Source organism: Bacillus sp. FSL M8-0166 (genome assembly GCF_038008825.1).
In the GTDB taxonomy this organism is placed as follows: Bacteria; Bacillota; Bacilli; order Bacillales; family Bacillaceae; genus Bacillus; species Bacillus safensis.
Genome location: NZ_JBBOZZ010000001.1, coordinates 275,334 through 287,419, shown reverse-complemented (window position 1 = coordinate 287,419; position 12,086 = coordinate 275,334). Strand labels below are relative to the sequence as shown.

The window sequence follows — 12,086 nt, the reverse complement described above, 5'->3', positions numbered from 1 at the left end:
AAAAAAATAACCCACTTCAAATAGAAGGGGGTTATTGCTGATAGATGTGTTCAAGTGACACGGTTTCGACCTTCCCTGGCAGGTAGCCAAACCAGTCACGAGCGATGTTTTGAAAATTTTGCTGCTGCCCTGTTGTGTAAAATGTATGGATAGGTGCTTCTTTAGAGGTATTTAACAGCCCTTTATATGAAAGAATCGTACTCGCTTCTCTCGCTGTCTCATCCCCTGATGAAATGATGCTGACATCACTGCCCATAAAGCGCTGAATCGGTTCTTTTAAAATTGGATAGTGTGTGCAGCCAAGAATAAGTGTATCAATTCCTGTTTCTTTCATCGGTTCAAGGGAGTCTTTCACCACTGCCTCTGCTGTCTGATCTAAAAACGTACCGCTTTCCACAAATGGGACAAGGAGCGGACACGCCAGACTTTGAACTGTTAGGCCTGCTTTTAGTGACAGCAGTGCTTCTTTGTATGCCTCGCTTTTGATCGTATTGACTGTGCCAATAACGCCAATATGCTGGTTGTTTGTCACCTTAATTGCTGTACGGGCGCCGGGCTGAATGACGCCAATGACCGGAATGTCAAGCGTTGCCTTGATTTCATCTAATGCGATCGCCGTTGCTGTGTTGCATGCAATGACGAGCATTTTAATATGGTGGTGTTTTAATAAGTAGTGCGCCATTTCCCATGTATATTGAAGAACTTCTTCTTCTTTCCGCGGGCCATATGGACATCGTTTTGTATCGCCTACGTAAATGATTTTTTCTTTTGGCAGTTGTCTCATGATTTCCTTTGCAACGGTTAAACCGCCGACGCCGGAATCAATGACGCCGATTGGTTGATCCAACAAAATCGCCTCATTTTCTTTTCATTTGCTGCTGTAGTTTCGTTAAGGATTGGTTGAAAACGATGGCTTCTTCTTCTGAGAAAGCCTCTAGAAGTTCACTGACGTATTCTTGGCGTTTAGCAATCACTTCTTGAATGATCCTCTCGCCTTCAGGCAATAAATGAATGCGAACCACGCGGCGGTCAGATGGATCTTTCACCCGTTCGACAAGTTCACTTTTTTCCATTCTATCAATTAAATCAGTGGTTGTACTGCAAGCCAAGTACATCTTTTGTGATAGCTCGCCTATTGTCATATCTCCGAATTCATAAAGCCACTGAAGCCCGATGAATTGTGGAGGTGTAATCGTATATTGATTCAGGATTTCTCTGCCTTTTTGCTTAATAATTGCGGCAATGTGACGCAATGATTTTTCAATCTCTGCAACATGGCCTGACTCATTCGTTTCCATTTTATTGATACCTCACTATAGCATCTCACTTTGATTAAAACGTACATGTCTATTTTCCTCGTTTTTCAAAGAAAATGCAAGAAGAGACTCATGGAAACCATATAGAAATAACCGGTTCCTTCCCTATATGGAAGGAAAACCGGCTGACTTTAGAGCTCTAGCTCACCCATACGCAGAAGCTCGACTACAGCCTGTGAACGGCCTTTGACTCCTAGCTTTTGCATGGCATTTGAAATGCATACCTTTTGCAAATGATTATAGCGTAGATGGTTATTTAAATCTATAGTGAAAGTTCATCTGTCCGTTGGGATGAATGACGATACGGTCAATGAGTTTGTCAAACACATGCTTTAAATCTTTTTCCTTATCCTCAAGTTCTAGAAGAACTGCCTTCATTTCAACCATTGAATTTTTCTCATCCTGTACTTGTTGCAATGAAAATAAACTCTGTTCAAGCTTTGTTATTTTAGATTGAATGTCATTACGTTTTATTTGAAACTCGGATTTTGTAATCATTTGATCTTCCAGGTATAACTCTAATAACCTTTTGTTCTGAGTCTCTAAGGATTTCAACTCTGCTTTTATTGATTTGATTTGTTTTTCTTTTTGATCAAGAGCATTTCGCTTAAAATCGTGTGATATATCCTCTGAAAATTCAATGAGATTTTCAATAACTAAGTCACGAACCTCTTCATAACTTATGGGAACATGGTTCACACAGCCATCATTGCCGGATCTCCTATAATTACTGCATTTTACGTATTTCCAATAGGTTTTCTCTCCGTTTTTTTTGGCTCTACTAGTTTGGATAATGACCATATTAGATCCGCATTTCCCGCAAACAAGCAGTTGTCTTAGCTCGTTCCATGGTGTGAATTTAGTTTTTTTATTAACTGTCGGTTTATTATTTGCTTTTTCCCAATCTTCTCTCGAAACGATTGGCGGACAGAAGTCTTCATAAATGGTCCATTTTTCGGGTGGATTCCTTATGAATTTTTTTCTTCCATCGACCTTGATCGTGGTATGTCTATTAGCTATGTGCACACCACAATAAATAGGGTTCTTCAATATAGTCTGAACTGTTGTAAGCTGCCAGTTACTTCGTGTTCTAGGAGGAGGTATTTCACCAATTTTGCACTTTTCTTGCAATGCATATGTAACTCTTTTCTGACCTAGCCCCTCATTATTGTAAAGGTTGAAGATCATCCTTATTACTTGAGCTTCGTTTTCGTTAATCACTAGGTGTTTACCATCTTTCTGGTAACCGTAAGGCACTCTTCCTGAATGCTCCCCACGTCTGGCTTTGGCTGCAAGTACACCACTTATATTGACTGACATAGACTTAGGTAACTGCTCCGCAAACAGAGCAGACATTTCAAATTTCATTGATGCTTTGCTTTCATATAGGCTGTCGTAGTCCTCTTCAAGAGTCACTACTCGAACCCCATTAGACACCAAAATTTCTCTGATATATAAAGCATCTTTCAGATCTCGCGCAAGACGTGTAATTGATTTAAAAATAACCATCTTTATGTCTTTCTTTTCTGCCAAAGAAAATATGTATTTCATTGCTGCCCTGTCTTCAAGGACGGTTCCGCTTATACCATCGTCTAACAAAACAGAACGGTCATCCCATTCATAATTGTGTTGCTCGATCCAGTATCTACAAACGTCAATTTGGTTTTCTTTAGAACTTATTTGCTCGTCTCGATCTGTCGAAACCCTTGTATAAACTTTATAAGGGTAGTCGTCATATTTGATGATTTCGTCAACTGATGATTCTTTGCGGAAATGCATATAACACACCCCAATTGTTAATTATTCTTACTAAATTATAACATCTTGAATATCAATTCTGTAATATTCTTGATATGTGAAAATACATTATTTCATCTCATTACATTAAAAATTTGTGATAGACTTAATTGGAAAATACTTGGTTTGGAGGGTTATCATTGAATCGAATTAATTTCTTTTTTCTTTTAATTTTGTGCACCTTATTAATATCCGCTTGCGGTAAAGCAGAAAACACATCCACAAGTAGCTCTAATTTAAAAGAAGAAAGCATTGAAACTAAAGAAAAATTAAACGTAAAGATCAGTTTGAATAAAAAAATTAAAGACAATAAAAAGATTCTCATTAGCGGAAAAAGCAATTTGCCTAAAGATACAAAATTAACAATTAGTCTGGAATGTCCGAAGTGTACAAACTATTATTACGACTTCTCTAACGATGTAACTGTTAAAGAGGATGGAGTGTTTGATTATAAATTTGCTAATGAAGAAGGTGAAGAGTTTGAAGGCGGTAAGTATACTGCTTATGCAGAAACGTCACCCGACAATCTTCAAACTGAAGATGTTAGAGCGATTTTTGGAAAAGATGGAGTTAATCTTGTAGGTTCTAATGTTAGCGGTGGTACTGATCGAATAGCTAGTGCTGAAATTAATTTTAAAATGAAAAACCCCTCAAAAGTTAAACAAAAAATCAAGAAAAACAACGCTGCAGAATTTACTCAAAAGAAAGATGAAGAACTGTCTATTTTGAAAAGTGATGCTGAATATGAAATTGAATCTATTGTAGAAGATAATTACACTACTGCTTCAATAGAAAAAATTGAAATTAATGAAGATATGGGATCGGGGGAGCCGAATAAATTTATTGCTCTTGTTCACTTGTCGTTTGATGCAAAGAATTCTGCTAAAACATCTTATGATATGACGGAAATGTTTAGTGATGATCTAGCTGCTAAGATTGGATCGGATAATGACTCGATTTCGCAGTTATCTGTATTCTGGAAAGTGCCATACATAAGTGATAAGAGCGCAGCCAAATTCTCCTACGAACGATCAGGGGATAAGATGATAATTAAAAGTAAATCCACTATTTTGAAATAGTCCTTCGACTTGAAGGGCTATTTATTTACCTTTATAATCGAACGTATATTCTATTTTGCAGGAGGGTATGCCGTGACGGATCTTGAAAGGAAGCTTTATCGAATAATCTACAACATGAGCCGGTTCCGTAAGAATCCCACGATTAATGAGCTTAAACGGAAAACAGGCAAAGATGAGCCGACGATTCGTAAGGCTGTTAAAAACCTTATGTCAAGAAATGAAATAGAATGGGATAAAGAGAAGAAGGAATGGCGGTTTAAATAAAAAAACCCTTCCAGTGGAGGGGCCTTGTTATTAACTATTTTCTTTTGAATATTTCTTAAACAGCGTTTCGCTAATTCTGCTTACGATATAGATCGCTACTGCTAAAATCAACATCAATGGAAACATACTTAAGCGATCATTTGCAACATAAACAATTATCCCCGCAATTACAGCAACTACGATTGCCGTTAAAAAATGTTTCACCGCCATCTCACCCCTTTGTATAAATCATATACATTTTATTACATATAAGCTGGCATTAAAAGACTTTTTTATCTATAATGATATATGAATTACATTTTTTCCAGAAAGAGGGTTGTTATGAAAATCTTTAAATCTTTGTTTCTTGTCGGTTTGTCTTTGGTTTTAATGTTTTCTGTAAGCGCTCCTGTATTTGCTCAACAAAATGAAGCGACCTCTAAAGAACAAGTAAACTATCAACCTTTTCAATTCTCTACAAATGAAAATATTTTAAATTCGGAAGTAACCACTCTAGCAAAATGGGACGGTCAATTCACTTCAAATTACACTATACCGTCTTATGTAGTCGCATCAGCCGCATCCTACGGCATGTACCATATTACGAGATATTTAACTGCAACTCTTCAACTTGGTCCAGCTGCAGCAGCTGCATTTACTGCAATGGTGACCGGTTATGTCGCATCAAAAGGTGAAATAAAATTAAAGTCAGTACAAAAATATAGATGGATTAAGAAATACACCAAAGCAGAATATCAAGCAACAACAAAAATATATGTTAAAGGTAAATACAAAACGACCAAAACAAAAAAGTGGATTTCAGAAGTAGATACTAACATTGATAGTGTTAATTAAATATTAAACAAAAAAAGCCCCTCCAATAAGGAAGGGCTTTTCTCTTTACCTTTGTTTAACTTCAATATATTTAGATGCAGCAGTGATGTATAATCCTGATTTAAGTTTATACATTTTTGATCCGTTGACTGTAACGGTCTTATCAATCGTAAATGCTTCACCAGGTTTCACCTTTTTGTGCTTTGCTGACCAATTCGGCTTATCATAGACCCATAGCCACCCGTCGGCATTCGGCTTCACCACGGCCATTTTAACGCCTTTTGGTGAGGGTTTAATAGTTGGCTTTGTTTTAGTTGAAGAGGATACCTTTTTTAAACCGACTGCCGCTGCAATTCCTTCCGCATGTCCCTCGGCCAATAAGCTCAGGAACGAATCTTGTTTCAGCAGCGCAGCATCTTCTTTGCGATCAATAAAAAGGTTCTCTGTTAAAATTGCTGGCATTTTTGTTTCTCGCAATACTGCAAGATCTTTAGACTTGGTACCGCGGTCCCCTGCTTTACCTTTAATTTTTCTATAGATCGCATCATGTACGATCTTTTGCTGCTTGCCAGTGCCGGATGATGCAGATAATTCGACGTAGCGAAACGACTCAAAGCCTGTGCCGCCAGCTGCATTGATGTGGATAGATGCAAAATAATCAGCGCCCCAATTATTTGCTAGTCTTGCCCTTTGAGACAGATCAATATAAACATCAGTTGAACGAGTGAGTTTGACCGTTGCACCATATACCTTTTCAAGAATCGTTTTTGTTTTCTTTGCGATAGTTAGTACAAGATCTTTTTCTTTTAATCCGTTTGCTGCTGCGCCGGAATCGTGCCCGCCATGTCCCGGATCAATCATAATTTTCTTTGTCATGTTCAATCTCTCCATTCATTTGTTTTTATATAGAAAAAGCCGCCGATTACTCAGCAGCTTTCTTTTCCTCTTCTTCTTTTTGACTGTCAGACTCGATAACGTGAAGACGGTCTGTGATGGAAGCTGGAATTTTTACACCGATTTGTGCAAGGTTCTCGACAATGGACAACCCTTCGTTTGCAATATAAAAAAGCACTGTCCCAAAGGTCAGCACTCCATTTAAACCCATGATCTGATCAATGATGTTAGCAACAATCACGACAACAAAACTAAGCATTTTCCGCACGTAACCGAACCATGCTGTACGGCTGCGTAGTTTGCCAACTTTCCACGCTTTGATGATACCCGTCAGAACATCAATAACACTTAGCAGTACGAGCAAGTCCAGAAATTTCACTCCACCAAATAGATAAGTCTTCGCTAAATCCAAAGTTTCAAAGTTAATAAACAATTTTATATCCCCCATTCATTTGTCACCTCCTTTCGAAGGCAAAATAAAAAGCACCTGTTAAGATGCTGTTGTTCCTAAATCCACTGAGACAGCTGGCTTGTCGAATGAAACGCCAGTGATCTGCACAAACTCTTCTTTTGTTATTACTTTTAATGCGACATACTCCCGCATAATCTCGAGAGTGTAAACGCCCCAATCCCAAAATACTTTTATGTCGTCCGCCGTCGGGTAGATCATGATGACCCACCTCTCTGTATCTGTGATACCTGCAATGTGAGTAAAGCCATTTGTTTTTTAAGTGTGGGTATATCATTGGACAAAGGGGATTTAGGTTGCAAGCCTTCTATATACTCTTTGGATGCTGATTCACTCCACACTTTCTTTTTTTCGTTATACATTGGAAGGTATAACCCCTCTTCTGGACGTACACTCGTAGCATTCTTTGGCAACTCGTCATATTCACTTATTACATCTTCACCTGTATACATAAAGTTTTCGTCATAATAATATATGTGCATGTCCCTTCCCTCCTTTACCACAATGGAATTGACTCGTTTATCTCAACTCTCGACACTTTTGAATTATCGTTCGCGTTGAGACCATTGAACTTGAGTGATCCGTCTTTCTCAAGCGTCAAACGTGCCGATCCGTACGATCCAACCGTAGCACCCAAAAATGCAGTTTCTCCTGACGGTTTTTGAGCAAAACGGGCAATCACTGTATCATTTGCCGGAATACCTTCAAAAGAACCACGTATACGTATTTCATTTTGACGTATGGAGAATTGGAGAGGATTTCCCGCAAATTGTTTTACTGTTCCAGCGACTAACGTTACTTGGTTCCATGTGCTGCTTAAATCTTTTTCGGTTAGCAATCGGTTCCAACCACTCCATACGTTATCGTTAAGGTAATTTGTATAGATATTGTTGATATAATCTGTTGCATATACCCATCCAAATGTACCCTTTCCATTTGTCGCATCTGTAATGTGGAAGAAACCTCTGAAAGAACGGTTGTTAGGTAAATCTTTTGATTTTGCTATTGCGTAAAAAGAGCCCATCCCTAGACCGTTATCAATCACGGCATCCAAAATGCTAACTGATGTGTCTTTAATTGAAATCAACGGCAAGCCCGTATCGGTCGTGATTTTCTTTTGTTGAAAACCCGCCATAAGGTCTTTCATCTTTTTCGCAGCTGTATCTGCTTTATCTTGAGCGCCGGCGGGCGTCTCTGCGTAATCCTCCGTATATTTTTTAGCTGCTGCAAGCCCTTGGGCAACTTTATCTTGTGCGCCTTGCTTTGTTTCGATCTTTTCCAAGTCCTCGAACTTGGCCCTCAGATCATCAATTGTTTGTATAGACACCTCGTAAAGCTCATTTATCTTTGCTCTTAAAGCCTCGAACTCGTCCACATAGTATTCTGTGAACGGCACAATATCTTGATCAATGAGGGACTTTGAAATATTAAAAGAGAACTGATGCACAGACATAGATTGATCATTTGTATAGTACAAATTTAATTCAGCTTGTACTAGTCCGTGGTGTTTAACCTCTTGATCTGACAAGATGTATTCCGCCTGACCTTCCACACGGTCAAGAATGTTTATGTCTCTAATGAATCGGCTGCCGTCGGCCATAACTAATACAAGTTTTCCTGTGACAGCTGCAAGAGGCAAAGGTACGCCATCTTTCGTGAGCTTGAAAGTTAGCCTTGCTGTCTGTCGATCCTGTGTCCAAAAATTTATGCTGGTTGATACACTTGAATTGGTATATGCGTTCACATCAAATTCAAGCGACCCATTCTTTCGAATCATTTTCTCTCACCTCACTCAAATTACATTTTCAATTGACTTAATAGGATCAACGCTGTTATCTTTCAAGCTGCCTTCTGCGCCAGCTCCTTTGAGTCTATTTCCGAAATGCTGAATGCGTGAGCATTTACTGGTTAAATACATCGCATATCGACATTTCTTTCCTCTGACAGTCACAAATTTAACCGAAGAATCTTCTACACCATCCATAAAGATGACCCCATAATATGGATTTGAAGAGGAAGTGCGCTTTCCCGCATTGTTGATATTAGCTCCATCAACATCAATGTTTTTTGAGTCTCCAGAAACTGATATTCCTGAATAACCTACTTCATCTAGTCGAGTTCGGTTGATGCTGACGTTTTCGCATCCAAACTCCACTCGAATACCGTTCCCTTCAATATTTTTTCCGATACTTAGATCAACTTGTCCATTCTTACAACGAGTCAGTAAAACCCCATGATGTCCTACATTATTAAACTCATTGTCTGAAACAGTGAAGCCAACTACGTCAGATAGATGAATAGCATGCTTCACTTTAACGCCATCTATAAAGTTTCCATTAATTTTCACATCTTCGATTGTTTGATAACCTTTACGTCCATAAACTTGTACAGCATGGCGGTCTTTTACATTAATAAAAGTATTTTTTGAAACAATGTGCCTTCTCACTTTATTGACTCGATTTGTAGGATTCCCATTCTTATCTTGCGTATATTTTGATGTCACGGCTGGAAGTAGCAACCTTACACCAGATGCACAATTTAAAAATGTGTTCCCTTCAATCAAGACATCTTCCCACTTGTTTCCTGAAACAGCCCATTCAGTTGTATCTTCCACAACGTTGAATAAAAACTTGATATTTTTATACCAAAAACCATCTGTGCTAGTATGCGAGTCCATTGCTCGTGCATAGCCGCCTAGCTTATCTGATTTACTGAAATGGCACCTTTGAACAATTATATTTTCAGAAGGGGTATTGTCATAGCTACCAAACGCCCCAAAGTTTTCAGACGATCTCATAAGGTCCAATTGAATAGCTGCTGAAAACCACCTATCTCCCTTATAATCTGCATATCCTGAGAATTTGACATCATCAATTAACACGTTTTTGTTACCAGCACAATCTAAACCGTGCCCTCCACAAACATCACGTATGTGAATACCTTTGATAACTATTCCATCTGCGTGAGCAAATCCTAAAACAGAACACTGTTCCTTATATTCATCACCAGCGCTATCAAACATTCCCTGACCGTCAATCAGCAAATTCCCATGTCCCTCATAGCCTTTGGTTTGATCGTCTTTGTCACCATTTACAAGCATTGACCCTACAAATCCGCGCCTTATAACGGCACCAGCTTGTAAGGTCAAATGAGTATTTTTATATATGCGGGCTGTCTCCGTCAGCTTGTAATTACCGGGTGGCACTACAATATGCACAGGATATAATTTTGCAAGACTTAGCGCAGCCTTAAAGCCCGCTGTGAAGCTCCCGTATTTCTTGATGAATTTTTTGAGATTGAGAGAAACTGCAGAATCTTCTATTTCTTGCTCAAGAATTTGAAAATCATAATCAAGACGATCTTTTGCGGTGGGGTGAATGGATGCATCCCTAGCGACACGAATATCAACGACTTCTTTTACGTCTTTTCCATCGTGATTTAATACTAGATTGATTATTCTTGACCACATGTTGTCTATTCGATTCGCGACTGAATACAATCCGTGTTTGATTTGATTAGACGTATGAGCAATATCGCTTGTTTTATGTCGTTTCAAATCATCTGCATTCTGATTCAAATGATTTTCTATTGACGACATGTCTTCTCGCAGCTGCTCTGCGTATTTCGAGTTTCGTCTAGTGTCATAGTCCTTTCTAAGCCTTACCATATTCTCACTCTCCTTTTGGCAAAAATAAAAAGACCCTATCTAAGCGTCTTGAGCATGTCGTTTATATATCGTTGTAAGTTTTTCACTTGTTTTACTTGATCTACTGTTATTCGTTGTATGTCCTTGCGATAATTCGCAAAGGTTATCGTTGGGCTACTATACGGATTGAGAGGGTTATGCTGAATTGATACCACCCTCAGATCGTCCTCAAAGGTTATTCCGTCTGCAGTGTCGGCAATGACATGAATTGTATCGCCTAACCAAAAATCTTGTTCAATTTCAAGCAGCTTCGGTTCATAGATTTTTTGGAATTCAACTTCTACAGTCATTTCAGGATAAGGATTTACATGCTTCTTTAAGGCCGAAATGATGCTGCTCGATTTTTTGTACCTCTCATCTTTAATCGGCTCTGCCCAACGTGGTTTTCCTTCAATGAGAAATTTATCTTCATCAGGATGAATATAAAGAACTGGATCAAATACATACTCAGGCTCTTTCTCTTCATCTTTTGTCGCTTCTTTTTCATCTTCAGTTGTTTTGTCATCCTTTGATTGAGAGACGGCCTCTGTTTCTTTTTGTGCGCCGTATCCCCATGCACGAGTGGTACAATTCTGGGAATCTGTCGTAATTGTTATACCCGGCATGTTATAGCGACTATCAAGCACAAAGTCTATTTTTTGGCCCATCTTTTTGTAAACATGGATTTTGTAATTATCCACGTCTAACTCTATGTCATAATCTTCGATGATTTCATCCATAAGTTCCGTGGAATTCTTCTCACCGAAGTTTTCTTGTTCTGCAGAAGAAATTTCACCATCTTTTGCATGTATGACATACTTGAAATCGGTTCCTTTAAGAGCAATATCAAGAGCTTCTTTAATACTTAATTTCTTTGAAACTGTTTTTTCAATCCTGTTGTTAATCAACAGGACGGAGAAGATATGTGCAGCAGTAACCGTTTTTGTTAGCATCCCATTTTCTTGATGTAAACTCACATTGGTAATGTAGTATTTCTGATGATTATATTTCTTTTCATCAAGATATAAAATGTTGTCCACAACCAATAGCTCAAACTCTGCGGCATTTTCCTGCGTGCGCGGCAGTGTAAAACTGAACGTTTTTTTACCTGTGGGATCGGCTGTGAAGTCAACAGACACACCAGTGATCTCTATGACATCCTTTCCATCCTTGCTTGAAACATGTAGCTGTGGAAAATCCACATCGGACGGTAAATTTTGATTGAGTGGCATGTCTTTCCCATCGTATTCCTTACTTGGATACTCAGGTTCAGTTGGTGTTTCTGGTTCACTCGGCTCTTCTGGTAGATCATCCACATTATCATATTGTGTGAGTTTGTAAGTGAAGATTATGCTGTTTAATTTCGTTGCATAGTTGATGTCAGTGGCGTAACCACCTTTAGCAACAGCAGCAGTAGCCTTTTGATAGTCTTTTTCGCCTACCACCGCTTTATAACGACTTAGACGAGTGTATAAACTCCCTAAATCTGCGAGACTTTCTGCATAAGATGGATACTTTCTAAATCTCGCCTGTATTCTGGTAACGTTCCCTTTCTTATCTTGTTCGCTTGTCCACATCAGTACATATTTACCGTTATAGGTACCTTTGATCCCAAATAGGTTGTTGGCTTGTTGAGAAAGACCACTTGTGCCAAAACCACTTTCTAAGCACCCTTGAGCAATGACAAGGCTTGCAAGAACGTTGTATTTTTTGTAAACCTTTTGCGCTCCCGGTGCCAGTTTTTTGATAAAATCAGCCGCAGCCATGTC

The 12,086-nt window shown here is 38.7% G+C and carries 14 protein-coding genes and 1 pseudogene; 3 read left to right on the top strand and 12 right to left on the bottom strand.

The window, feature by feature from the left end:
* Nucleotides 1-31 precede the first annotated feature (31 nt).
* The 4 genes and pseudogenes from racE to NSS92_RS01625 all read right to left on the bottom strand — a co-directional run bounded on the left by racE (nt 32) and on the right by NSS92_RS01625 (nt 3,095).
* Nucleotides 32-850, bottom strand: a complete 819-nt coding sequence (gene racE / locus NSS92_RS01640) for a glutamate racemase (RefSeq protein WP_445661624.1) — start codon at nt 848-850, stop codon at nt 32-34.
* 7 nt (nt 851-857) lie between these two features.
* On the bottom strand, nt 858-1,298 hold the full coding sequence (locus tag NSS92_RS01635; RefSeq protein WP_034279763.1) for a MarR family winged helix-turn-helix transcriptional regulator: 441 nt from the start codon (nt 1,296-1,298) through the stop codon (nt 858-860).
* A 149-nt stretch (nt 1,299-1,447) separates the two neighbouring features.
* A pseudogene (gerE, locus tag NSS92_RS01630) lies at nt 1,448-1,534 on the bottom strand (spore germination transcription factor GerE); the annotation flags it as partial.
* Between the two features lie 34 nt (nt 1,535-1,568).
* Nucleotides 1,569-3,095 carry a recombinase family protein gene (locus tag NSS92_RS01625; protein WP_156060409.1) on the bottom strand — a complete coding sequence of 509 codons (1,527 nt, stop codon included), beginning with the start codon at nt 3,093-3,095 and terminating at the stop codon, nt 1,569-1,571.
* Nucleotides 3,096-3,253: 158 nt separating this feature from the next.
* Here NSS92_RS01625 and NSS92_RS01620 point away from each other — a divergent pair, with 158 nt between their 5' ends.
* Together NSS92_RS01620 and NSS92_RS01615 are read left to right on the top strand one after the other, a co-directional pair.
* Complete coding sequence (locus tag NSS92_RS01620) at nt 3,254-4,192, top strand: hypothetical protein (RefSeq protein WP_340866788.1); 939 nt, start codon at nt 3,254-3,256, stop codon at nt 4,190-4,192.
* 72 nt (nt 4,193-4,264) lie between these two features.
* Complete coding sequence (locus NSS92_RS01615; protein ID WP_335371113.1) at nt 4,265-4,456, top strand: hypothetical protein; 192 nt, start codon at nt 4,265-4,267, stop codon at nt 4,454-4,456.
* A gap of 30 nt (nt 4,457-4,486) precedes the next feature.
* Here the strand turns inward: NSS92_RS01615 and NSS92_RS01610 are convergent, their stop codons facing one another.
* On the bottom strand, nt 4,487-4,666 hold the full coding sequence (locus tag NSS92_RS01610) for a hypothetical protein (RefSeq protein WP_335371114.1): 180 nt from the start codon (nt 4,664-4,666) through the stop codon (nt 4,487-4,489).
* A gap of 111 nt (nt 4,667-4,777) precedes the next feature.
* Here NSS92_RS01610 and NSS92_RS01605 point away from each other — a divergent pair, with 111 nt between their 5' ends.
* A complete protein-coding gene (locus NSS92_RS01605; protein ID WP_070326406.1) occupies nt 4,778-5,290 on the top strand; it encodes a hypothetical protein in 513 nt (170 codons plus the stop codon).
* A gap of 45 nt (nt 5,291-5,335) precedes the next feature.
* Here the strand turns inward: NSS92_RS01605 and NSS92_RS01600 are convergent, their stop codons facing one another.
* Genes NSS92_RS01600 through NSS92_RS01570 form a run of 7 tightly spaced genes read right to left on the bottom strand, consistent with a single transcriptional unit; the run spans nt 5,336 to nt 12,083 of the window.
* Entirely contained in the window at nt 5,336-6,145 is an 810-nt protein-coding gene (locus NSS92_RS01600) for an N-acetylmuramoyl-L-alanine amidase family protein (protein ID WP_335371115.1), read from the bottom strand.
* Nucleotides 6,146-6,191: 46 nt separating this feature from the next.
* Entirely contained in the window at nt 6,192-6,611 is a 420-nt protein-coding gene (locus tag NSS92_RS01595; protein ID WP_025094095.1) for a phage holin family protein, read from the bottom strand.
* 42 nt (nt 6,612-6,653) lie between these two features.
* Nucleotides 6,654-6,833 carry an XkdX family protein gene (locus tag NSS92_RS01590; protein ID WP_335371116.1) on the bottom strand — a complete coding sequence of 60 codons (180 nt, stop codon included), beginning with the start codon at nt 6,831-6,833 and terminating at the stop codon, nt 6,654-6,656.
* Nucleotides 6,830-7,114, bottom strand: coding sequence for a hypothetical protein (locus NSS92_RS01585; protein WP_335371117.1), 285 nt, complete (start codon nt 7,112-7,114; stop codon nt 6,830-6,832). Before NSS92_RS01585 ends, NSS92_RS01590 begins: the two co-directional genes overlap by 4 nt.
* Nucleotides 7,115-7,128: 14 nt before the next feature.
* Nucleotides 7,129-8,409, bottom strand: coding sequence for a BppU family phage baseplate upper protein (locus tag NSS92_RS01580; RefSeq protein WP_335371118.1), 1,281 nt, complete (start codon nt 8,407-8,409; stop codon nt 7,129-7,131).
* Between the two features lie 15 nt (nt 8,410-8,424).
* Nucleotides 8,425-10,299 (bottom strand): right-handed parallel beta-helix repeat-containing protein, encoded by a 1,875-nt coding sequence (locus NSS92_RS01575; protein WP_335371119.1) that lies wholly within the window; start codon nt 10,297-10,299, stop codon nt 8,425-8,427.
* Nucleotides 10,300-10,334: 35 nt separating this feature from the next.
* Nucleotides 10,335-12,083 carry a phage tail protein gene (locus tag NSS92_RS01570; RefSeq protein WP_335371120.1) on the bottom strand — a complete coding sequence of 583 codons (1,749 nt, stop codon included), beginning with the start codon at nt 12,081-12,083 and terminating at the stop codon, nt 10,335-10,337.
* Nucleotides 12,084-12,086 lie beyond the last annotated feature (3 nt).

What these genes read in the sequence shown, in the direction of transcription:
- NSS92_RS01635 (WP_034279763.1), bottom strand. Translation starts at nt 1,298, where the DNA reads ATGGAAACGAATGAGTCAGGCCATGTTGCAGAGATTGAAAAATCATTG.
- NSS92_RS01625 (WP_156060409.1), bottom strand. Translation starts at nt 3,095, where the DNA reads ATGCATTTCCGCAAAGAATCATCAGTTGACGAAATCATCAAATATGAC.
- NSS92_RS01610 (WP_335371114.1), bottom strand. Translation starts at nt 4,666, where the DNA reads ATGGCGGTGAAACATTTTTTAACGGCAATCGTAGTTGCTGTAATTGCG.
- NSS92_RS01605 (WP_070326406.1), top strand. Translation starts at nt 4,778, where the DNA reads ATGAAAATCTTTAAATCTTTGTTTCTTGTCGGTTTGTCTTTGGTTTTA.
- NSS92_RS01600 (WP_335371115.1), bottom strand. Translation starts at nt 6,145, where the DNA reads ATGACAAAGAAAATTATGATTGATCCGGGACATGGCGGGCACGATTCC.
- NSS92_RS01595 (WP_025094095.1), bottom strand. Translation starts at nt 6,611, where the DNA reads ATGGGGGATATAAAATTGTTTATTAACTTTGAAACTTTGGATTTAGCG.
- NSS92_RS01590 (WP_335371116.1), bottom strand. Translation starts at nt 6,833, where the DNA reads ATGATCTACCCGACGGCGGACGACATAAAAGTATTTTGGGATTGGGGC.
- NSS92_RS01585 (WP_335371117.1), bottom strand. Translation starts at nt 7,114, where the DNA reads ATGCACATATATTATTATGACGAAAACTTTATGTATACAGGTGAAGAT.
- NSS92_RS01580 (WP_335371118.1), bottom strand. Translation starts at nt 8,409, where the DNA reads ATGATTCGAAAGAATGGGTCGCTTGAATTTGATGTGAACGCATATACC.
- NSS92_RS01575 (WP_335371119.1), bottom strand. Translation starts at nt 10,299, where the DNA reads ATGGTAAGGCTTAGAAAGGACTATGACACTAGACGAAACTCGAAATAC.
- NSS92_RS01570 (WP_335371120.1), bottom strand. Translation starts at nt 12,083, where the DNA reads ATGGCTGCGGCTGATTTTATCAAAAAACTGGCACCGGGAGCGCAAAAG.